The organism is Marinococcus halotolerans DSM 16375, from assembly GCF_000420725.1.
GTDB classification, from domain to species: Bacteria; Bacillota; Bacilli; order Bacillales; family Marinococcaceae; genus Marinococcus; species Marinococcus halotolerans.
In genome coordinates this window covers 174989-194378 of record NZ_ATVM01000001.1, presented here as the reverse complement: position 1 = coordinate 194378, position 19390 = coordinate 174989, and the positions used below count along the sequence as shown (strand labels likewise).

Here is a 19390-nt window from a genome sequence, read left to right as displayed (position 1 = left end):
TATGAACGTACTCGAAAAACTCGATTCTTCGATTTTGATCGGCGACGGGGCTATGGGCACGTATCTTTACCAGAAGGGCTACAAGGGCTCGTTTGAAGCTATGAATTTAACGGACCCTGAGGCTGTGGAGCATGCTCACCGGGAATACGCAGAAGCCGGGGCGGATATTTTACAGACAAACACCTACGCGGCGAACCGGGTGAAGCTTGAAGGCTACGGCCTTGAAGATAAAGTACAGGATATTAACCGGGCCGGGGTGCAGCTGGCGAGAAATGCCTCCGGCGGCACAGCGTATGTATTTGCTACGGTCGGAGGTATAAAAGGCGTCCAGGTGAGCGAACATTCGGATGACTTTTTAAGAGATGCGCTGCAGGAGCAGGTGGATATCTTGCTGGGGGAACCGGTGGATGGCCTGCTGCTTGAAACGTTCTATGACCTGCCGGAGCTTCTGGAAATTATCCGCTACATTCGGAATAAGGATGCAGAGGTTCCTGTTATTGCCCAGGTGGCGCTTGGAGACGTCGGCGTCATGCACGGGGGAGTCCAGATCAGTGAAGCCTTCAGCCGGCTTGAGGATGCCGGAGCTTCGGTGGTCGGACTCAACTGCCGGATGGGTCCGTATCATATATTGAAATCACTGGAGCAGGCGGAACTGACCGACCGGGCGTATTATTCCGCCTACCCTAACGCCAGTCTGCCAAACTGGTACGACGGCCGTTACGTCTACCAGTCCAACCCCGAGTACTTTTACAAGCAGGCGTTCCGTTTTAAAGAACAGGGCATCCGTCTGATTGGCGGCTGCTGCGGCACCACGCCTGAGCATGTCCGCATGATAGCAGAAGCTGTGAAACACGACGTTCCGGAAAAGACGAAGCCTCCGGTGAAGGTGGAGACTGCGGCGGCTGAGGCTACAGCCGATAAGGAACCGTTCGTGCCTCTCCATGAAAAAGTAAAAAGTGAAAAAACAGTTATCGTGGAGCTGGACCCGCCGAAAAAGCTGAAAACAGGTAAATTCATACGCGGCTCCCAGGCGCTTCATGACGCTGGGGCGGACGCGGTTACGCTTGCCGATAATTCTCTGGCTTCCCCCCGGATCGACAATCTCGCCATGGGAGCGATGCTCAAGCAGCAGACCTCTGCCAGGCCGCTTTTGCATATCGCCTGCCGGGACCGGAATCTGATCGGCCTGCAGTCCCACCTTCTCGGGCTTCACACCATTGGCGTGCGGGACCTTCTGGCGATCACCGGCGACCCTTCGAAGGTTGGGGATTTTCCAGGGGCGAAGTCTGTATATGATGCCAACTCCGTTTCGCTTATTTCCCTGATCCGGGAAATGAATGAAGGACGGCTGTTTTCCGGTAAGTCTCTTGGAGAAAAAACGAATTTCTCCATCGGGGGAGCGTTTAATCCGAACGTGCTTCATATCGACAAAGCTGTAAAAAGGCTCGAAAAGAAAGTGGATGCAGGGGCGCATTATTTTATGACTCAGCCGGTGTACGATATAGACCGGATTAAAACGATTCATGAAGCGGTCAAGGAACTGGAGGCACCTGTGTTTATCGGCATTATGCCCCTAGTGAGCGCCGGGAATGCAGAGTTTCTTCATAACGAGGTACCGGGCATTCAGTTAACCGCGGATACGCGGAAACGGATGGCTGCCTGCGGGAACGATTCTGAAGCTGCCGAGCGGGAAGGAATTGCTATCGCAAAAGAACTGATTGATGAAACGCTTCGCTATTTTAACGGCATTTATTTAATCACGCCGTTTCTGCGTTATGAAATCACGGCCGAGCTGACAAAATATGTGCAAGAGCAAACCAGTGCCGGCGTAACAGAGATTTAACCGTTTTGCTTTTTATCCGATATATACAGTAAAAGGGGTTTTAGCTATTGTACGAGATTGGAAGCGTTTGGCATCTGCATGAAAATATGAAAACAAAGGAACCACATGATAATGACATCCAATACAAATCCCAGCTGCTTGATGCGGATGAGCATACGTTCACGATTGCTATGCCTTCAGAAAAAGAGACCGGCAAAATGATTTCCTTTCAGGCAGGCAAAGCAGTCCATGTCTGGTTTGTCGGAGAGGACAGCGCTGTTTATTCGTTTCGTTCGACAGTGCTTTCCCGCCAAAAGGGACGCATACCGGCCCTGGTCATTGAAAGGCCCGAGAAAAAGGAATGGCAGCGAATGCAGCGCAGAAACTACGTGCGTGTGGAGGCAGGCGTCAATGCAGCTGTCCACGGTCATTACCGCCCGTTCACCACGGTCACGGTAAATGTGAGCGGTGGTGGATGCATGATCGTCGTGCCGCCAAAAGCAAAGCTGCTCGAAGACGAACAGGTACAGATCACGCTCGCTTTCTCAATGGAGGACGGCTCGATTCATTATCTGCATTGTGCTGCTGTGGTAAGAAGAGTACTGGAAAAAGAAGAGCGCCGGCCGAAAAGGGCAAGCATGGAGTTTTTAGGGCTGGCCGAAAAAGAGCGCCAGGCAATAATCAGATACTGCTTTGAACGGCAGCGGTCTGCAGCGAATCAGGAAAAGCGAATAGGAAGCTAGCACGTTAGACCGCCGGAGCGGTCTTTTTATTTTTTATGAAGCACTGGAAAATGAAAAAGTTCGGCAGGTACAATATATGCAAACGGCACGAAATATGTTAGTTTTGAAAATGATGAGCAAAAGCTAAATGTTCAACAATCTAATGGGCGGGGTGCAGGAGGATGAGGAAAATCAATATTGCGATCGACGGGCCGGCCGGTGCTGGAAAAAGCACTGTATCGAAAGGATGTGCCGTTCAGCTCGATTATACATACATCGATACAGGAGCAATGTACCGGGCGCTGTCGTTAAAAGCGCTGCGGACGGGCACCTCCCTGGATGACGGCGGCAAAATGACGGAGCTGTTAAAAGCATCCGCTATTCGTCTTGTAGGGAATCCGAGGGTAAGCGAAGTTTACCTTGACGGGGAAAATGTGTCTGAGGCTATCCGTACGAGCGAAGTGGACAGCGTAGTATCTCTGACCGCGGCCCACCTTGGCGTGCGTGAGGAAATGGCCCTGAAGCAGCGCCGGCTTGCGGCAGAAAAAGGAGCGGTGCTCGATGGCCGGGATATCGGCACTACTATCCTTCCGGACGCGGAATTAAAAATATTCCTGGTTGCTTCTGCACAAGAGCGTGCACTGCGAAGGTACAAGGAGGTGCAGGAGCGTGGCAAGCTGGCGGATTACGATGAAATTTATGAAGCGATTATTCACCGGGACGAATTCGATAAAGCCAGGGAGCATTCGCCGTTAAAAAAAGCGGAGGATGCGGTGGAGATTGATACGACTGCCCTTACCATCCCGGAAGTGATCAGCAGGATCACAGCGCTTGCAGAAGAGAAGGTGAATCAGTCCCATGATGTATAATATCGTAAAGTATTCTTCCTACTTTCTTGCGGTTATTTTTATGCGTGTTCGTGTGACCGGAAGAGAAAACGTGCCAAAGGATGGACCGGTTTTGATCTGTTCGAACCATATCAGTAACTTTGATCCGCCTCTGCTTGCCACTCATATTCGCAGAAAAGTGCACTTTATGGCTAAAAGCGAGCTGTTTAATAAAAAAATTCTGGGTTTTATTATGTATTTTGTCGGAGCCTTTCCAGTCCGCAGAGGCGTGGTAGACCGAAAGTCATTAAAACAGGGAATTCAATTTTTAAACGAGGGACAGGTTTTATGTCTTTTTCCTGAGGGTACTAGGAGTAAAAGCGGGGAAATAGGAAAAGGATTAACCGGCGCCGGTTTTTTTGCTCTCCGTTCAGACGCAGCAGTAGTTCCGGTTGCTATCAGCGGCCGCTACGGTTTGTTCAGGCGTGTGAATGTAGTGATAGGCCGGCCGGTGCCCATGCAGGACCTTCGGACGAATAAAGCAAAAGCTGAAGAAGCGACCGAAGTAATCATGGAAGAAATTAAAGCTGTTCATCAGCAGGCGAAGGCCGGCAACAGCCGGCTGCCGTCGGGTTAATCCTCAAAATCCCCAAAAACCCCATAGGCAGGATTTAAGGACACTGAAGGAGGCAATGGTCAATGGCAGATGAAATGAACAACGAACTTGAAGGTATGAAAGAGTTTAACGTGGGAGATATCATTACTGCCACAGTAACAAAGGTAGAGGAAAAACAAGCGTATGCGGATGCCGGCTATAAAGTAGATGCGGTTATTCCGATCAGCGAACTTTCAAGCCTGCATGTAGAAAAAGTAGACGACGTGCTCAAGGAAGGAGATCAGCTCGAATTCAAAGTAACAAAAATGGAAGATGATGAGCTGGTTCTCTCCCGCCGGGCAGCACTTGCTGATAAATCCTGGGGCGAGCTTCAGGAGAAGTATGAATCCGGCGACGTTATTGAAGCCCAGGTGGCTGAAATCGTCAAAGGCGGGCTTGTAGTTGATCTGGGCGTGCGTGGCTTTATCCCGGCTTCGCTCGTGGAAAGATATTATGTGGAAGACTTTTCAGATTATCAGGGAAAAACATTAAGACTAAAAATTGCAGAAATAGATCCGGAAGAAAACAAGCTGATTTTATCGCAGCGTGCCGTTCTGGACGAGGAGGCCGAAGTGAAAAAGAAAGAAGTACTTGAAAACTTGAATGTAGGAGATACGGTGAAAGGAACAGTGCAGCGCCTGACTAACTTTGGCGCATTTGTGGATGTCGGCGGCGTCGACGGTCTTGTCCACATTTCGCAGATGGCCCACCACCGTGTAGAATCACCAGGAGAAATCGTCAACGAAGGCGATGAGATTGAAGTGAAAATCTTAGCTGTTGATCCGGACAGCGAAAGAGTATCTCTGTCGATTAAAGATACCCTTCCTGGACCATGGACGACCATTGAAGGACAAATTGAAGCCGGAGACGTTATCGACGGTCAGGTAAAACGGCTTGTCAGCTTCGGCGCCTTCGTTGAAGTGGCTCCCGGAGTAGAAGGCCTTGTGCACATTTCCCAAATCGCGAACCGTCACATCGGAACGCCGGGAGAGGTGCTTGAAGAAGGGCAGGCAGTTACAGCAAAAGTGCTTGATATTAACCCTGCCGAGCATCGTATTTCGTTAAGCATCAGAGAACTGGAAAGTGCCGAAACCGGCGATTCGAAGGTTCAAAGCGAATACGAAGCACCGGAAGAAGACCACGCTGGCTTCTCCCTCGGAGATATGGTCGGCGATCAGTTGAAAAAATATAAAAAGTAAGGAGATTTGCTTGTGTCGCGGGCTAGGCGGAAACAGGATCACATTGAATATGCTTTATCCACAGGTTTTTCAGCCGAAAGCAGTTTAGATGACATTCAATTTGTCCATCAAAGTCTGCCTGACTCAGCTTCTCTTTATACAGATGCATCAGTAGAAATCGGCGGACTTTCGTTAAGTTCGCCGATTCTTATTAATGCAATGACGGGTGGAGGCGGCAGCGAAACAGCCGCTGTTAACGCGTCACTGGCAGAAGCTGCAGCAGAAACCGGCGTTGCTATGGCAGTCGGATCTCAAACATCGGCCATCAAAAACGAGCATGAATCCTATACATACAGAGTCGTGCGGGAAAAAAATCCCGACGGTATTATTTTTGCCAATACAGGAAGTGAAGTGAGCGTCGAGCAGGCGGCCCAGGCGGTTGAAATGATACAGGCGGATGCCCTTCAGATTCATTTGAATGTCATCCAGGAGCTTGTTATGCCTGAAGGAGACAGAGATTTTCAGGGAGCCCTGGACCGGATCGGACGGATTGCAAGTGAGCTTTCTGTTCCGGTAATTGTAAAAGAAGTAGGGTTTGGCATTTCTTTTGAAACGGCAGCCAAGCTGCGCAGCTCCGGAGTAGCTGTGATTGACGCGGGCGGCAGCGGCGGAACAAATTTTTCGATGATTGAAAACAAAAGACGGGAGCGCCCGTTTGCTTTTTTCGATCAGTGGGGCATCCCGACAGCGGCGGCCATTGCCGAAACCGTGCACGCCTGGCATCCAGGCAGCGTTATCGGTTCAGGAGGCGTAAGGCACGGCCTGGACGTCGCAAGGATTATTGCCCTTGGAGGCAGTGCCAGCGGAATGGCAGGCTCCGTCCTGCGGGAAGCGAAAGACAGTGGAGCAAAGGGCGCTGCTTCTTTTCTCCGGCAGGTTCAGGAAGAGTTGAAAACAGTAATGACAGCGGTTGGAGCGCAAAATATAAATGAACTGCAGAGAGCTCCAATTGTGCTGCGCGGAGAAACAGCCCACTGGCTGAAAGAACGTGGTATTGATACGTCTGTATACAGTCGGCGTTCGATATAAAGGAAGAAAAAGCAACCAGGTGCATAATGTGTGCCTGGTTTTTTCCTTGTTTTCCCCGGCGAATACAAATTTGGGGGAGAGGAACGGATCTGTTTCATGTTATGATAATGAAGATAGATTTAGAGACAGAAAGGAATCAAAACGATGGTAAAACCTACAGTCGCCATTGTCGGCAGGCCAAATGTCGGCAAATCAACAATATTTAACCGTATTATCGGAGAACGAATGGCTATCGTCGAAGACGAGCCAGGTATTACAAGAGACAGACTTTACGGGGAAGGTGAATGGCTGCATCGCTTCTTTCACGTAATTGACACCGGGGGCATCGAACTGAATGATGAACCGCTGCTCACTCAAATTCGGGAGCAGGCTAAGCTTGCTATCGACGAAGCAGACGTCATTGTTTTTATCGTGAACGGCCGGGACGGCATTACGGCTTCAGATGAAGAAGTCGCAGATATTCTGCTTCGATCCAAGAAACCGGTCATCACGGCCGTGAATAAAATAGACAACTATGAAATGCGGGAGCAGATGTATGAGTTCTACTCCCTGGGCCTCGGAGAAGTATTTCCGATTTCCGGCTCGCACGGACTCGGCCTTGGTGATCTGCTTGATGAAGTACTCGAACGGTTTCCTGTAGAGGAGGAAGAAGAAAAGGACGATGACACGATTCATATGGCAGTCATCGGCCAGCCGAACGTTGGAAAATCCTCTCTCGTAAACGCAGTACTCGGGGAAGAGCGGGTAATCGTGAGCGACATTCCCGGCACGACGAGGGATGCAGTGGACACGGAGTTCGAAAAAGACGGCCAGAAATACAGCATCATTGATACGGCAGGTATGCGCCGGCGGGGAAAAGTGTATGAAAAAGCAGAAAAATACAGTGTTCTCCGGGCGATGCGTGCCATGGAACGGGCTGATGTAGCTGTTGTCGTTCTCGACGGTGAAGCAGGCATCCGGGAGCAGGATAAAAAAGTAGCAGGCTATGCGCACGACTCCGGCCGGGCTATCGTTATTGTCGTTAACAAATGGGATGTAGTGGAAAAAGACGACAAAACGATGCACCGGTTCACCGAAGAAATCCGGGATGCTTTCCAGTTCCTGGACTATGCACCGATCGTTTTCCTTTCGGCCAAGACGAAGCGGAGAATACAGAACCTTCTGCCGGTAGTGCGTCAGGTGGCTGAAAATCATCACGTACGGGTGCCTACCAATGTGTTAAATGAAGTTATTATGGACGCGGTGATTATGAACCCAACCCCAACTCATAGTAACAAACGTCTGCGTATTAATTTTGCAACACAGGTAGCCTCGGGCCCACCGGTTATCGTGTTGTTTGTAAACGACCCGGAGCTTCTGCATTTTTCATATCGCAGGTATTTGGAAAACAAATGTCGCGAGGCTTTCTCGTTTGAAGGTACACCGCTTCGCATCGTGGCCAGAAAGAAAAACGAATAGCAGACGGAAATGGTTTGGTAAGGGGAGAGTGCAATGGGAGTAATTCTTGCAGTTGTGATTGGCTATCTAATTGGCTCAGTTAGTTTTAGTTATCTATTTGTACAGCGTATAAAAAAGGTGGACGTGCGTTCTGTCGGAAGCGGCAATGCCGGCGCTACCAATACCCGGCGGGTTCTCGGAACAAAATGGGCGGTGGTGGTGCTGCTGTTGGATGTGCTGAAAGGAATGGTGGCGGTCTGGCTCGGCTTTTTTTTCCAATGGACAGCCTCGGCCCTGTTGCCCGGGTTTTTGTCGTTAAGCCAGGTGGACGGCCTGGCCCCGGCCCTTGGCGGTCTTGCCGCTGTGCTTGGACATAACTGGCCGGTCTATTTCGGCTTCCGCGGTGGCAAAGGGGTGGCAACGGCCATTGGAGTTATCAGTGTACTCGTCTTTTTTCCGGCAATTTATGTCGGCATTATAGCAATTGCTGCTATTGCCATTACCGGTTATGTGTCTCTTGGTTCTCTGTTGTTTGCTGTTTTAACCCCGGTGGCGGTTTTCTATACGCAGTCGACCAACGGCCATCCGGAAACCTATTTGTATTTAACCGTTTTTCTCGGCCTTCTTTCGATATGGAAGCACCGTACAAATATCGTCCGCCTGCTGCGTGGCAATGAAAGCTCATTGTATAAAAAGAGCAGTGAAGGATAAAAGGAGTTAAAAACATGAAGAAACAGGCAGCTGTTATTGGAGCGGGGAGCTGGGGAACGGCCCTGGCCTCCGTATTGGGACAAAATCAGCACATGGTGCATCTTTGGTGCCGCAGAGAAGCACTGGCGGAAGAAATCAATACGACACACAGAAATGAAGGCTATTTAAAAGGGATCGCCCTGCCGGAAAACATAGTGGCCACCACTGACATAAAGGAAGCAGCAGGTGAGGCTTCCTACATTGTTCTTGCAGTTCCGAGCGGAGCAGTCAGAAAAATTGCCCGGGATTTAATGCCGTATCTTCAGCAGGACACTATCGTCGTACATGCGGCTAAAGGTATCGAGCCTGAATCGTTTTTAAGAGTATCGCAAATTCTCGAAGAAGAGTGGGCGGATCTTTCCTTTGAGGGAATGGCAGTGCTTTCGGGACCAAGCCACGCAGAGGAAGTGGCAGAGCAGCAGCCGACCACTGTCGCGGTTTCAGGCACATCTGAGCAAGTACAGACCCGGGTGCAGGAGCTGTTTATGAACCAGGCTTTCCGTGTATACACAAATGATGATTTTCTCGGTGTGGAGCTGGGCGGGGCGCTGAAAAATATTATTGCCCTTGGTATCGGTCTTACGTCAGGACTTGGATACGGAGACAACGCAAAAGCTGCATTAATGACAAGAGGACTGGCGGAAATTACCCGTCTCGGTACGCATCTGGGAGCCTCCCCGCTTACCTTTACCGGCCTTTCGGGCCTTGGGGACTTGATTGTTACATGTACAAGTGAACACAGCCGCAACTGGCGGGCTGGAAATCAAATCGGCTCAGGTAAAAGCCTCGAAGACGTTCTCGAGCAGATGGGGATGGTCGTGGAAGGTGTTCGCACTACCGAAGCTGTCTATCACTGGTCCCGTTCTCTTGGAGTGGAGATGCCTATTACAGAAGGATTGTACAAAGTACTGTTTGAACACGTTCCGCCGGAAAAAATGGCAAAATCCCTGATGGAGCGTGGAAAGAAAAATGAAAAAGAGCACTCCATCATGCTGCTCGATAATAATAATTAATGCGCCGGTTACGTTTAAAGGCGCCCCTTTTGCTTTCTAAAAGGGCTTATGCTAAAATTTTTCAAGACAAACAGCAGTGGCTGAAGGCAGCAGAAGTTGATTGGAGGACTTACGGTGGCTAATTTCGATCATGAAAAAATAAAAGAAGGTGTCAGGCTGATTCTTGAAGGAGTTGGCGAAGACGTCGGCCGCGAGGGCCTGCTCGATACTCCGGACAGAGTAGCCCGTTTATACCAGGAGGTTTTTGCAGGGCTGCATGAATCAGCAGACGAGCATTTAAAAACCGTATTTGGAGAAGATCATGAGGAACTGGTGCTCGTAAAAGATATTCCGTTTTTTTCGATGTGCGAGCATCACTTAGTTCCTTTTTTCGGTAAGGCTCACGTCGCCTACATTCCGAAGGGCGGGATGGTGACAGGTCTCAGCAAGCTGGCCCGGACCGTAGAAACGATTGCCAAGCGTCCGCAGCTGCAGGAGCGTATTACCTATACTATCGCAAACGAAATTGTTTCGACGCTTGAACCTCACGGAGTGATGGTTGTTCTGGAAGCAGAGCATATGTGTATGACGATGCGCGGGGTGAAAAAGCCGGGATCGATGACAGTAACATCTGCGGTAAGAGGCACGTTTGAAGAAGATCAGGCGGCAAGGAGCGAAGTTCTGTCGCTTATTAAGCACTGATCACCAGCAGATATAAACCAGGCGCCTGCAGCGAGCAGGCGCTTTACCATGGACACAAACCGAAAACAGGGAGGGTCTTAAATGCAGAATAAAGATGATTTTATCGTCATCCGTGCAGAAGAAGACGGTGTCAACGTTATGGGCTTGACCCGCGGCAAAGACACCCGTTTTCATCACTTGGAAAAATTAGACGGCGGAGAAGTACTTATCGCTCAGTTTACCGAACATACATCTGCGATAAAGGTGCGTGGCAATGCAGTTATACAAACAAGCTACGGCGAAATGAAGGCCGGAAGCGGGGAAGATTAACGTAATCTTTCTAGGAAGCAAAGAGGCTGTGCTATAATTGGAGAGCATAGGATCGAAGAAATGAAATCACCAGCATTTAAGGGGTTGGGGGAAGCGGCATGAACAACTACTGGACACCATGTGCAGAGGAAATAAAAAAAGAGTTTCAGCGCCTGACCCAGCACTCGTATATTGAGCAGAAAATCGGGCTGCCGGAAGCGCACGAAGAGACGATCCACCTGCTGCTTGAAGCGCTAAGAGAAGCCAAAGTGCCCCGGGAACGGATGGTGGAACAAATTGCAGCTGTACTGCTCGTGCAGTCAGCGTTTAAAGCTCATGAACAGATTCAGCTGCATAACGACGGCGATGACAAAAAAATAAGGCAGCTGACGATTTTGAACGGCGATTTGATGAGCAGTCTTTACTACCGTCTGCTCAGCACTGCCTTTCATCAGGAAATCCTGCTTGTTTTTACATCAACAATCCGAAGCATGAACGAAGCAAAAATGAAGCTTCATTTTGGTGAGTGCCGGGACTATACCGATATGCTTCAAACACTTAGAATGAGTGAAGCGGGCATTGTAGAAGCGGTCATTCATTTTTACGGACGCCCGCATCTTGCAGTGGCTGCCTCGTCTGTTTTTGCCTTAAAAAGGCTGTTTCATGAATGGGAGTGGTTTGGCCGTACTGAGGAATTTTCAGCCTGTGCCGCTCAGATACATTGCTGGGAAAGCCAGTCGCAAAGCGCCCAGCAAATATTAAAACAATTAATCGATCAAGAACACAGCTTTTTTCATCAGCATGTCGAAAAAGACGAACAGCTCTCAGATACGCTGCAATCGTTAATGGATGAATGGATAGCTGTAGGTATTGAGTAAAAAGGGGTTTCAATGATGGCTACCCAAAAAGAAAATAAAGTATATCAGGTGTTCCAGTCTATTTCAGGCAACTATGATCATATGAACAGCGTGATCAGCTTCCGGCTGCACAAGCGCTGGCGGAAAAAAACAATGAAGCAGATGAACGTCAGCCGCGGTGCAAAAGCACTCGATTTATGCTGTGGAACAGCCGACTGGACGATCCAGCTTGGCAAAGCAGTAGGAAAAGACGGCAGTGCCACCGGCATTGACTTCAGTGAAAAAATGCTCGAAGTCGGCCGGGAGAAGGTGCACCGGGAACAGCTCGCAAACATTGATTTAATACATGGAAATGTAAATAGTCTCCCGTTTCCGGATGATTCGTTTGACTACGTAACGATAGGCTTCGGCCTCCGGAACGTATCCGATTATCTGCGGGTGCTTAAGGAAATGCAGCGTGTGCTGAAGCCTGGCGGCACCGCTGTGTGCCTGGAAACGTCCTGGCCGGAAAACAGTGTCGTGGAAAAATTCTATTCCTTTTATTTTCAGTCGGTTATGCCGGTGATAGGAAAAGTACTGATTAACCGGTACGACGAATACCGCTGGCTCCAGGAATCAACTATGGCCTTTCCGTCGAAAGAAACGCTTGGGGTTATGTTCATGGAAGCAGGGTTCAGCCAGGTGCAGATGTCTCCTTTTTCTGCCGGCACCGTCTGTGCCCATATTGCACGCAAAAAGTGATAAGATGACAGTGATAAGGAAGTTGAACCAATGAATAAAATTAAAACTATTTTAGAAATGATAAAATTCGAACATACCGTATTCGCCCTCCCGTTTGCTTTTTTGGGAGCGGCGCTCGGCGGCCTGATGATCAACGGCTCCTGGCCATCCATTGCTGACTGGATATGGATTACACTGGCAATGTTTGGGGCGCGCAGCGCTGCAATGACATTGAACCGCCTGATTGATGCAGAAATAGACGCCCGGAATCCGCGAACGGAAACACGTGCCATTCCTGCAGGAGACGTTTCAAGAGGTCAAGCCATTTTGTTTGTGCTTGGATCTTTTTTTATTTTATTTGTCGCAGCGTTTCAGTTAAACATGCTGGCGGTCTACCTCCTGCCAATTCCTGTATTTTTTATGACGCTGTATTCTTACACAAAGCGCTTCACCTGGCTCTGCCATGTATTTTTAGGAATAACAATTGGCATCGCCCCGCTCGGCGGATGGGTGGGAGTGACTGGCACGCTTCAGCCCGAGGCATTTTTACTGTTTACGGCGGTGGCGATGTGGATTGGCGGATTTGATATTATTTATGCAACGCAGGATGCGGAGTATGACAAGCGCGTCGGGCTGAATTCCATCCCCGCCCGCTTCGGAATTGCGAAAGCTCTTTATATTTCCCGGGGATTTCACCTCGTCAGTCTGGCTTCCCTTCTGGCATTGTATATGCTTTCGCCGCTCAGTTGGTTTTACCTTATTGGACTTGCCGCAGCTGCAGCGATCATGATTTACGAGCACTCTCTGGTGAAGCCGTATGATCTGTCGAAGGTCGGGGTCGCTTTTTTCCCCATGAACGGAATTATCAGTATTGTAATATTAGTATTTACCCTTGGAGATATTTTAATGTAAAAAATAGGTACACCTGCTTAGGGAAGATGTATACGATTTGGAGAGATAGTTATGTCCATAACAATGGGAGAAATCGCCTATACGAATGCAAAACCGTTTTTTTATTATCTTAACCGGCAAAAGCTTGAGCAGGAGGGGGTACAGTTCGAACAGGACGTACCTGCTTCGCTGAACCGAAAGCTCGAAGACCAAAAGCTGAGCGGAAGTGCTGTATCTTCGTTTGCTTTTGGATCCAGTACGCGCGCTCTTTCGCTTCTGCCTTCTCTTTGTGTAGCTTCTGCCGGCAAAGTACGCTCCATTTTGTTCTACTCCCGCTACCCTCTTGATGAGCTTACGGGAAAGCGGATTGCTTTAACATCGACAAGTGCCACAAGCGTGCATCTGCTGAAAATTATTCTGCAGGAATTCTATCAGGTGACAGAGGCGGAGTATCAAACGCAGGCACCGGACCCATTGAAAATGAAAGAGCAGAACGACGCTTACCTGTTAATCGGCGATGATGCCATCAAGGCGTCCTGGGGGGAAAGTGACTGGTACCGTTACGATCTCGGCGAGCTGTGGTATGCTCATACCGGTTTGCCGATGGTTTACGCTGTGTTTGCCGTGCAAAATGAGTCGTTCCATCAGGCTGAGAGCACGTGGTCCGCTCTGCATCGAGACTTTTTAAAAAGCTGCCGCACAGCGCAGCAGGACAATTTCGCCGAAATGGCCAGTGATTACAGTCACAAGCTCGGAGGCAGCAGAACGTACTGGCAGAACTACTTTCGGGGGCTTCATTTTACGCTTGGAACCAGGGAGCAGGAAGGCCTGCTTTATTATTACCATCTCGCTTATAAGTATGGATATTTAAATGAAGCAGTGGAGAGTTTAGATATTTTGCAGCCGGGAGACGAGGTGCATTATTTATTTTGAAGGTGAATAAGATGAAGCTGATGGATCTGTACAGAGATTTAAAACCGGATATTAAAGTGATCGAAAAAACGCTTGAAGAAGCGGTGGATTCGAAGCACGCCGTCTTGACTGAAGCGTCCAATCATTTATTAAAAGCTGGAGGCAAACGCATCCGGCCGGTTTTAGTGCTGCTAAGTGCGAAATTTGGAAATTATGATATTGGGCATATTAAACATGCTGCCGCTTCGCTTGAACTGATACACATGGCTTCTCTTGTTCACGACGATGTGATAGATGATGCCGAGCTGCGCCGGGGCGAGTCTACAGTCAAGGCGGCATGGGATAACAAAGTAGCAATGTATACCGGCGATTATATTTTTGGAAGTGCTGTCGAACGCGCAGCCTACTACCGGGATCCTGTTATCAACCGGATAATTTCAAAGACGCTGATCGAAATATGCGTCGGCGAGATCGAACAGATCCGGGATCAGTACAACTGGGAGCAGCCGCTGCGGACATATCTGCGCAGAATCCGGAGGAAGACAGCGGTTTTGATTGCCGCCGGCTGTGAGCTCGGTGCTGCAAGCGCCGGAGCATCTAAAAAGACGCAGCGTCAGCTTTACCGGTACGGCTATCACCTCGGCATGTCCTATCAGATTATCGATGACATTCTCGATTTTACCGGCAGTGAAAAAGAGCTTGGAAAACCAGCTGGAGGCGATCTGAGACAGGGAAATGTAACGCTGCCTGCGCTGTACGCTATGCATCAGAATCCGTATCTGCAGGAAAAAATCAGCGCGGCTATTCAGGAAGAGACTGTCGACGAACAGCAGGTGTCCCGTATTCTTTCAGAAATCAATAACTCCGGGGGGATCGAATACGCGAAAACAATGAGTGAGCGGTACCTGGAGAAAGCCTATGAAGCTATTGCCACGCTGCCGGATATAGAGGCAAAGGATTCCTTAAAGGACATTGCTGCGTATATTGGCGGCAGAAAATATTAATTTTCCCCGTCCAGCCCGCAATTGCTAACGCTTTCAACTTTTGCTATACTAATTCTGGTAAACAGTAATGGATGGGGGAAGAAATATGACGAGTGAACGCACGTTTGTAATGGTAAAGCCGGACGGGGTCCAGCGTGGACTGGTGGGAAGCATTGTTCAGCGTTTTGAAGAAAAGGGACTGAAAATCGCCGCCGGTAAGTTTATGCAGATTTCACCTGCATTAGCCCAAGAGCATTACGAAGAACATAAAGAAAAACCTTTTTTTAATGATCTGGTCGGTTTTATTACGTCGGGCCCCGTGTTTGCGGTAGTACTCGAAGGCCAGGATGCCATACATATTTCCCGGCTGCTGATCGGGAAAACAGATCCAAAGGAAGCACCGGCAGGAACGATCCGCGGCGATTACGGGCACGTGAAGGAGAAAAACGTTATCCACGGCTCGGATTCTCTTGAGAGCGCGGACCGGGAGATCAGTTTGTTTTTTAAACCGGAAGAAGTGCTCGAATATGAACGTTCCATCGATGCCTGGCTGTAAAACAAGATTAAGCTGGTTTGCATTTGGGAATACACTCTTATAGACAATTCAAGATAAGGGTGATAATTAATGATGTATTTACTGGCAATACTGTTGCCGCCGGTAGCGGTCCTGATCGTCGGCCGGCCGTTTCAGGCATTTATCAATTTTCTGCTGCTCCTGATTTTCTGGGTGCCGGCATCCATTCACGCCTGCTTCGTCGTAGCAGACTCCAAAGCGGAAAAACGGGCGAAAAGGTATTAATCTAAAGCGTGTCCCTGCTTGGGGGCCGCTTTTTTTATAATTTAACGGCATATGCCCACCACCTGGTTTTCAAGTGAATATTTTCTCTCTGCTGGTCGATATAATGGAAAAGATCTCTGGGCGGCACCTGAAGAAACAAGGCCGCCGTGATATAATAACGAGACAAAGCAAAGTGGGGATACGATGACAAGCAGGCAAGGCGTAGCAGGGGAAAATCAAATGAATGAGGATTACGGTGTATTTGTGCAAAAAATGAAAGGCCTGACCGGCCTGGATCTGCATTTATATAAAGAGGCGCAGATGAAACGGCGGCTGTTTTCTTTTTTACAGAAAAAAGGTTTTCATTCGTTTACAGATTTATTTGACCGTGGGCTTCAAAAAGACGAAGCGCTTTTGAAGGAAATACTTGACCGGATGACTATCAATGTTTCCGAGTTTTTTCGCAATCCTTCCCGGTGGGAGGTGCTGCAGACATCGATTCTTCCGGAAATACTTAATAAACGGAGCAATCCGCACATATGGTCTGCAGCGTGTTCTACCGGTGAAGAACCGTACTCGCTCTGGATGATGATGAAAGAGGCGTTCCCGGGAACCTCCTTTTCCATTACGGCGACAGATATAGACAGCCACATTCTTGAACAGGCGCAGATGGGCATTTATTCGGGCCGTGCAGTAGAAAATGTGCCCCCGGCGTATCTGCAGAAATATTTTGAAGCGAGTCCGCCCGCCTACCAGTTTAATACAAAAGCGGCAGCCCGGGACATTCGCTTTAAAAAGCAGAATCTGCTTGCAGACAATCCGGTGAGGGATGTAGATGTTATCATTTGCAGAAATGTGATGATTTATTTTACAGAAGAAGCGAAGGATTATATCTATCAGCAGTTTTACAGCGCGCTGCGCCCGGGAGGTGTGCTGTTTGTCGGAAGCACAGAGCAGATGTTTCATCCGGAAAAGTATAAGTTTGAGCCGGCCGGGACCTTTTTTTACCGCAAAAGCTAAGCTTTTCAGGAAGATGAAAGAAGGCAGTTTCGCTAAATAGAGGATTATGTTATCATTTACTGCATAAAAGCACTAAAGAGATACGTATGGAGCAAAGGGGAGAGATGGCACATATGAGATTTTTAACCGCAGGAGAATCACACGGACCACAGCAGACAACGATCGTTGAGGGAGTTCCGGCACAGATGGAACTTCTTGAAGAAGATATCAACCAGGAACTTGCAAGACGACAGGGCGGATACGGACGCGGCCGCAGAATGCAGATCGAAAAAGACAAAGTGAAGTTTTTAAGCGGGGTCCGGCACGGAAAAACAACCGGCGCACCAATCACAATGGTCGTCGAAAATGACGATTTTGTGCACTGGGAAAAGATCATGGGCACCGAACCGCTCTCTGAAGAGGAAGCGGAAAAAGTGAAGCGCAAAATTACCCGTCCCCGTCCTGGGCACGCAGATTTGAACGGGGCTATTAAATACGGGCATCGTGACATGAGAAACGTGCTCGAGCGTTCCTCGGCCAGAGAAACAACTGCCCGGGTGATGGCAGGGGCACTGGCGAAAAAAATTCTCAAAACCTTCGGAATAGAAGTTGGAGGCCAGGTTCTTACGATAGGCGGTATTCATTCAGCACAGACGTCTTATTCCTCCATGCAGGAGCTTCAGGAAAAATCAGAAGCGTCTCCGGTTCGCTGTTTGGACCCCGAAGCGGAGAAACAAATGATGGAAGCGATCGACAAGGCGAAGGCGGATGGCGATTCTATTGGCGGCGTCGTTCAGACTGTGGTGGAAGGCCTGCCGGTTGGTCTGGGCAGTCACGTGCAGTATGACCACAAGCTCGACGGCAAAATCGTCGGCGCGGTTGCGAGCATTAATGCCTTTAAAGGGGCTGAAGTTGGTATCGGCTTTGAAGCGGCTAACCGGCCGGGAAGCCAGGTGCATGATGAGATTGTCTGGGACGAAGAGAACGGCTATTACCGGAGCACCAACAACCTTGGCGGCTTTGAAGGTGGGATGACTAACGGCATGCCGGTGGTCATCCAGGGTGTGATGAAGCCGATCCCGACTCTCTATAAGCCTTTGCAAAGCGTAGACATTGATTCCAAAGAACCGTTTAAAGCGAGCATTGAGCGTTCAGACAGCTGTGCGGTGCCTGCCGCTTCGGTCGTAATGGAAAACGTCGTGGCGTTTGAAGTAGCCGTCTCCTTCCTGGATATGTTTGGCACAGATAATGTGGACCGTATCCGCCGGAACTTTGAAGAGTACGTACAGGAAGCGAAGGGTTTTTAACGGATGGAAACTGTACAGATACAGGCGGAGAAAAGAAGCTACCCGGTAATAATCGGGGAGGGGCTCCGCTATCAGCTTGCAGACGTTTTAAAGGAAACGGCAGCAAAAAAGAGCCGCTTCCTGCTCGTCGTGGACGAGGCTGTGGACGCTCTCTACCGGGCGGAAACAGAAAGCCAGCTAGCCCGTCTGCTGCCCGTGAGCACCTATGTGATGCCCTCGGGCGAGCAGTCCAAATCGGTAGAAGAGCTTTCCCGGCTGTGGGAGTTCGCAGCGGAAAATGAAATGGACAGAAAGTCGGTTTTTGTGGCGCTTGGCGGCGGTGTAGCCGGTGATTTGACCGGATTCGCAGCGGCTGGATATATGCGGGGCGTGGACTATATTCAGCTGCCGACCACTCTTCTTGCCCAGGACAGCAGCGTAGGGGGGAAGACGGGCATTAACCTGCACGCAGGCAAAAACCTGGCAGGTGCCTTCCATCCGCCTCTAGCTGTCATATATGACACACAGACTCTGCATACCCTGCCCGACGCCGAGTGGCGCTCCGGCTTTGCCGAAATGATCAAACATGCGTACCTTGACGGGGAAGCCTTTTTACAGGATTTAAAAGCCCGCGTACAGAGCGTGGAAGATATGAAGTCGCCCGAAGTAGCTTCGTGGATCAAAAGGTCGATTGAAGTCAAAGCGCGTATTGTCGAAGAAGACGAACGTGAGCAGGGCGTGCGGGCCTTTTTGAATCTGGGGCACACGCTTGGGCACGCCCTGGAGAAAGAAATGGGATACGGACGTATCACGCACGGAGAAGGAGTGGCAGCCGGCCTGTGGTTTGCCCTTGCAGTAAGTAATAATGAAGGCGTCGGCCACTGGGATCTGGAAAAAGAAAAAGCATGGCTCAAATCGCTGGGCTATCCGATGGATGCCCCGGGCGGGCTTTCGGCTGACACGTTAGTGGAGGCGATGAAAAGAGATAAAAAAGCTTTCCACGGGGATATCCATTACGTGCTGCTCGAAAAGCCGGGGAAGCCGTTAACAGCAAAAGTGGAAGAAAACACGATCAGGCAGCTGCTCGATCGCTATTATAAATAGGCAGGTGACAACAGTGATACGAGGTGTACGGGGTGCAACAACGGTAAAAGAAAACCGGGCAGAAGAGATCTGGGAGGAAACCGGACGGGTACTTAAGGAAATGATAGCGGAAAACCACATTACAGCGGACCAGGTTTCGCATATTTGGTTTACGGTCACTTCCGATCTTGATGCTGCTTTTCCGGCAAAAGCTGCGCGGGAGATTTCCGGGTGGGAGTTTGTTCCGGTAATGTGTGCCCAGGAAATTCCGGTGCCTGGCAGCCTGGAGCGGTGCATCCGTGTGATGATGACTGCGGATGTAAATGTACCTGCAAAAGATGTGCAGCATATCTTTTTAAACGAAGCGGTGGCGCTTCGTCCGGACCTGGGTTTGACAAAGCAGAAGGATTCCTAGTAGG

22 protein-coding genes are annotated in these 19390 nt (G+C 49.5%); all 22 read left to right on the top strand.

Annotated features, from left to right (window positions below; translation table 11 throughout):
* The first annotated feature begins 1 nt into the window (after position 1).
* A complete protein-coding gene (locus G548_RS0101005) occupies positions 2 to 1843 on the top strand; it encodes a bifunctional homocysteine S-methyltransferase/methylenetetrahydrofolate reductase (RefSeq protein WP_022792286.1) in 1842 nt (613 codons plus the stop codon).
* 47 nt (positions 1844 to 1890) lie between these two features.
* Positions 1891 to 2565, top strand: a complete 675-nt coding sequence (locus G548_RS0101000) for a flagellar brake protein (RefSeq protein WP_022792285.1) — start codon at positions 1891 to 1893, stop codon at positions 2563 to 2565.
* A 161-nt stretch (positions 2566 to 2726) separates the two neighbouring features.
* Complete coding sequence (gene cmk, locus G548_RS0100995) at positions 2727 to 3413, top strand: (d)CMP kinase (RefSeq protein ID WP_022792284.1); 687 nt, start codon at positions 2727 to 2729, stop codon at positions 3411 to 3413.
* On the top strand, positions 3403 to 4008 hold the full coding sequence (locus G548_RS0100990; RefSeq protein ID WP_022792283.1) for a lysophospholipid acyltransferase family protein: 606 nt from the start codon (positions 3403 to 3405) through the stop codon (positions 4006 to 4008). Before cmk ends, G548_RS0100990 begins: the two co-directional genes overlap by 11 nt.
* A 62-nt stretch (positions 4009 to 4070) precedes the next feature.
* Positions 4071 to 5225, top strand: a complete 1155-nt coding sequence (gene rpsA, locus G548_RS0100985; RefSeq protein ID WP_022792282.1) for a 30S ribosomal protein S1 — start codon at positions 4071 to 4073, stop codon at positions 5223 to 5225.
* A gap of 12 nt (positions 5226 to 5237) precedes the next feature.
* Positions 5238 to 6293, top strand: a complete 1056-nt coding sequence (gene fni / locus G548_RS0100980; protein WP_022792281.1) for a type 2 isopentenyl-diphosphate Delta-isomerase — start codon at positions 5238 to 5240, stop codon at positions 6291 to 6293.
* A 144-nt stretch (positions 6294 to 6437) separates the two neighbouring features.
* A complete protein-coding gene (der, locus tag G548_RS0100975; RefSeq protein ID WP_022792280.1) occupies positions 6438 to 7751 on the top strand; it encodes a ribosome biogenesis GTPase Der in 1314 nt (437 codons plus the stop codon).
* Positions 7752 to 7784: 33 nt separating this feature from the next.
* On the top strand, positions 7785 to 8441 hold the full coding sequence (plsY, locus tag G548_RS0100970; protein ID WP_022792279.1) for a glycerol-3-phosphate 1-O-acyltransferase PlsY: 657 nt from the start codon (positions 7785 to 7787) through the stop codon (positions 8439 to 8441).
* A 14-nt stretch (positions 8442 to 8455) separates the two neighbouring features.
* Positions 8456 to 9493: an NAD(P)H-dependent glycerol-3-phosphate dehydrogenase gene (locus G548_RS0100965; RefSeq protein ID WP_022792278.1), complete on the top strand. Its 1038-nt coding sequence runs from the start codon at positions 8456 to 8458 to the stop codon at positions 9491 to 9493.
* 114 nt (positions 9494 to 9607) lie between these two features.
* Positions 9608 to 10174, top strand: coding sequence for a GTP cyclohydrolase I FolE (gene folE, locus G548_RS0100960; protein WP_022792277.1), 567 nt, complete (start codon positions 9608 to 9610; stop codon positions 10172 to 10174).
* Between the two features lie 81 nt (positions 10175 to 10255).
* Complete coding sequence (mtrB, locus tag G548_RS0100955) at positions 10256 to 10483, top strand: trp RNA-binding attenuation protein MtrB (protein ID WP_022792276.1); 228 nt, start codon at positions 10256 to 10258, stop codon at positions 10481 to 10483.
* 98 nt (positions 10484 to 10581) lie between these two features.
* Positions 10582 to 11340, top strand: a complete 759-nt coding sequence (locus tag G548_RS0100950) for a heptaprenyl diphosphate synthase component 1 (protein WP_022792275.1) — start codon at positions 10582 to 10584, stop codon at positions 11338 to 11340.
* Positions 11341 to 11355: 15 nt separating this feature from the next.
* Positions 11356 to 12060, top strand: coding sequence for a demethylmenaquinone methyltransferase (locus G548_RS0100945; protein WP_027847118.1), 705 nt, complete (start codon positions 11356 to 11358; stop codon positions 12058 to 12060).
* 30 nt (positions 12061 to 12090) lie between these two features.
* Positions 12091 to 12951, top strand: a complete 861-nt coding sequence (locus G548_RS0100940) for a UbiA-like polyprenyltransferase (protein WP_022792273.1) — start codon at positions 12091 to 12093, stop codon at positions 12949 to 12951.
* A 51-nt stretch (positions 12952 to 13002) separates the two neighbouring features.
* Positions 13003 to 13863 (top strand): menaquinone biosynthesis protein, encoded by an 861-nt coding sequence (locus G548_RS0100935; protein ID WP_022792272.1) that lies wholly within the window; start codon positions 13003 to 13005, stop codon positions 13861 to 13863.
* Between the two features lie 11 nt (positions 13864 to 13874).
* The gene (gene hepT, locus G548_RS0100930) at positions 13875 to 14846 is read left to right on the top strand and encodes a heptaprenyl diphosphate synthase component II (protein ID WP_022792271.1); all 972 of its coding nucleotides are present in this window, start codon (positions 13875 to 13877) and stop codon (positions 14844 to 14846) included.
* 85 nt (positions 14847 to 14931) lie between these two features.
* Positions 14932 to 15381, top strand: a complete 450-nt coding sequence (gene ndk / locus G548_RS0100925) for a nucleoside-diphosphate kinase (protein WP_022792270.1) — start codon at positions 14932 to 14934, stop codon at positions 15379 to 15381.
* A gap of 69 nt (positions 15382 to 15450) precedes the next feature.
* The gene (locus G548_RS18930) at positions 15451 to 15624 is read left to right on the top strand and encodes a YqaE/Pmp3 family membrane protein (RefSeq protein ID WP_022792269.1); all 174 of its coding nucleotides are present in this window, start codon (positions 15451 to 15453) and stop codon (positions 15622 to 15624) included.
* Between the two features lie 183 nt (positions 15625 to 15807).
* On the top strand, positions 15808 to 16623 hold the full coding sequence (locus tag G548_RS0100915) for a CheR family methyltransferase (RefSeq protein WP_281163388.1): 816 nt from the start codon (positions 15808 to 15810) through the stop codon (positions 16621 to 16623).
* Between the two features lie 113 nt (positions 16624 to 16736).
* Positions 16737 to 17909, top strand: coding sequence for a chorismate synthase (aroC, locus tag G548_RS0100910; protein WP_022792267.1), 1173 nt, complete (start codon positions 16737 to 16739; stop codon positions 17907 to 17909).
* Positions 17910 to 17912: 3 nt separating this feature from the next.
* A complete protein-coding gene (aroB, locus tag G548_RS0100905) occupies positions 17913 to 18992 on the top strand; it encodes a 3-dehydroquinate synthase (RefSeq protein WP_022792266.1) in 1080 nt (359 codons plus the stop codon).
* Positions 18993 to 19005: 13 nt separating this feature from the next.
* Positions 19006 to 19386, top strand: coding sequence for a chorismate mutase (aroH, locus tag G548_RS0100900; protein ID WP_022792265.1), 381 nt, complete (start codon positions 19006 to 19008; stop codon positions 19384 to 19386).
* Positions 19387 to 19390: the final 4 nt, after the last annotated feature.

What these genes read in the sequence shown, in the direction of transcription:
- G548_RS0101005 (WP_022792286.1), top strand. Translation starts at nt 2, where the DNA reads ATGAACGTACTCGAAAAACTCGATTCTTCGATTTTGATCGGCGACGGG.
- aroC (WP_022792267.1), top strand. Translation starts at nt 16,737, where the DNA reads ATGAGATTTTTAACCGCAGGAGAATCACACGGACCACAGCAGACAACG.
- G548_RS18930 (WP_022792269.1), top strand. Translation starts at nt 15,451, where the DNA reads ATGATGTATTTACTGGCAATACTGTTGCCGCCGGTAGCGGTCCTGATC.
- G548_RS0100965 (WP_022792278.1), top strand. Translation starts at nt 8,456, where the DNA reads ATGAAGAAACAGGCAGCTGTTATTGGAGCGGGGAGCTGGGGAACGGCC.
- G548_RS0100950 (WP_022792275.1), top strand. Translation starts at nt 10,582, where the DNA reads ATGAACAACTACTGGACACCATGTGCAGAGGAAATAAAAAAAGAGTTT.
- G548_RS0100990 (WP_022792283.1), top strand. Translation starts at nt 3,403, where the DNA reads ATGATGTATAATATCGTAAAGTATTCTTCCTACTTTCTTGCGGTTATT.
- plsY (WP_022792279.1), top strand. Translation starts at nt 7,785, where the DNA reads ATGGGAGTAATTCTTGCAGTTGTGATTGGCTATCTAATTGGCTCAGTT.
- ndk (WP_022792270.1), top strand. Translation starts at nt 14,932, where the DNA reads ATGACGAGTGAACGCACGTTTGTAATGGTAAAGCCGGACGGGGTCCAG.
- der (WP_022792280.1), top strand. Translation starts at nt 6,438, where the DNA reads ATGGTAAAACCTACAGTCGCCATTGTCGGCAGGCCAAATGTCGGCAAA.
- cmk (WP_022792284.1), top strand. Translation starts at nt 2,727, where the DNA reads ATGAGGAAAATCAATATTGCGATCGACGGGCCGGCCGGTGCTGGAAAA.
- rpsA (WP_022792282.1), top strand. Translation starts at nt 4,071, where the DNA reads ATGGCAGATGAAATGAACAACGAACTTGAAGGTATGAAAGAGTTTAAC.
- mtrB (WP_022792276.1), top strand. Translation starts at nt 10,256, where the DNA reads ATGCAGAATAAAGATGATTTTATCGTCATCCGTGCAGAAGAAGACGGT.
- G548_RS0100940 (WP_022792273.1), top strand. Translation starts at nt 12,091, where the DNA reads ATGAATAAAATTAAAACTATTTTAGAAATGATAAAATTCGAACATACC.
- hepT (WP_022792271.1), top strand. Translation starts at nt 13,875, where the DNA reads ATGAAGCTGATGGATCTGTACAGAGATTTAAAACCGGATATTAAAGTG.
- G548_RS0100935 (WP_022792272.1), top strand. Translation starts at nt 13,003, where the DNA reads ATGTCCATAACAATGGGAGAAATCGCCTATACGAATGCAAAACCGTTT.
- G548_RS0100915 (WP_281163388.1), top strand. Translation starts at nt 15,808, where the DNA reads ATGACAAGCAGGCAAGGCGTAGCAGGGGAAAATCAAATGAATGAGGAT.
- G548_RS0100945 (WP_027847118.1), top strand. Translation starts at nt 11,356, where the DNA reads ATGGCTACCCAAAAAGAAAATAAAGTATATCAGGTGTTCCAGTCTATT.
- aroB (WP_022792266.1), top strand. Translation starts at nt 17,913, where the DNA reads ATGGAAACTGTACAGATACAGGCGGAGAAAAGAAGCTACCCGGTAATA.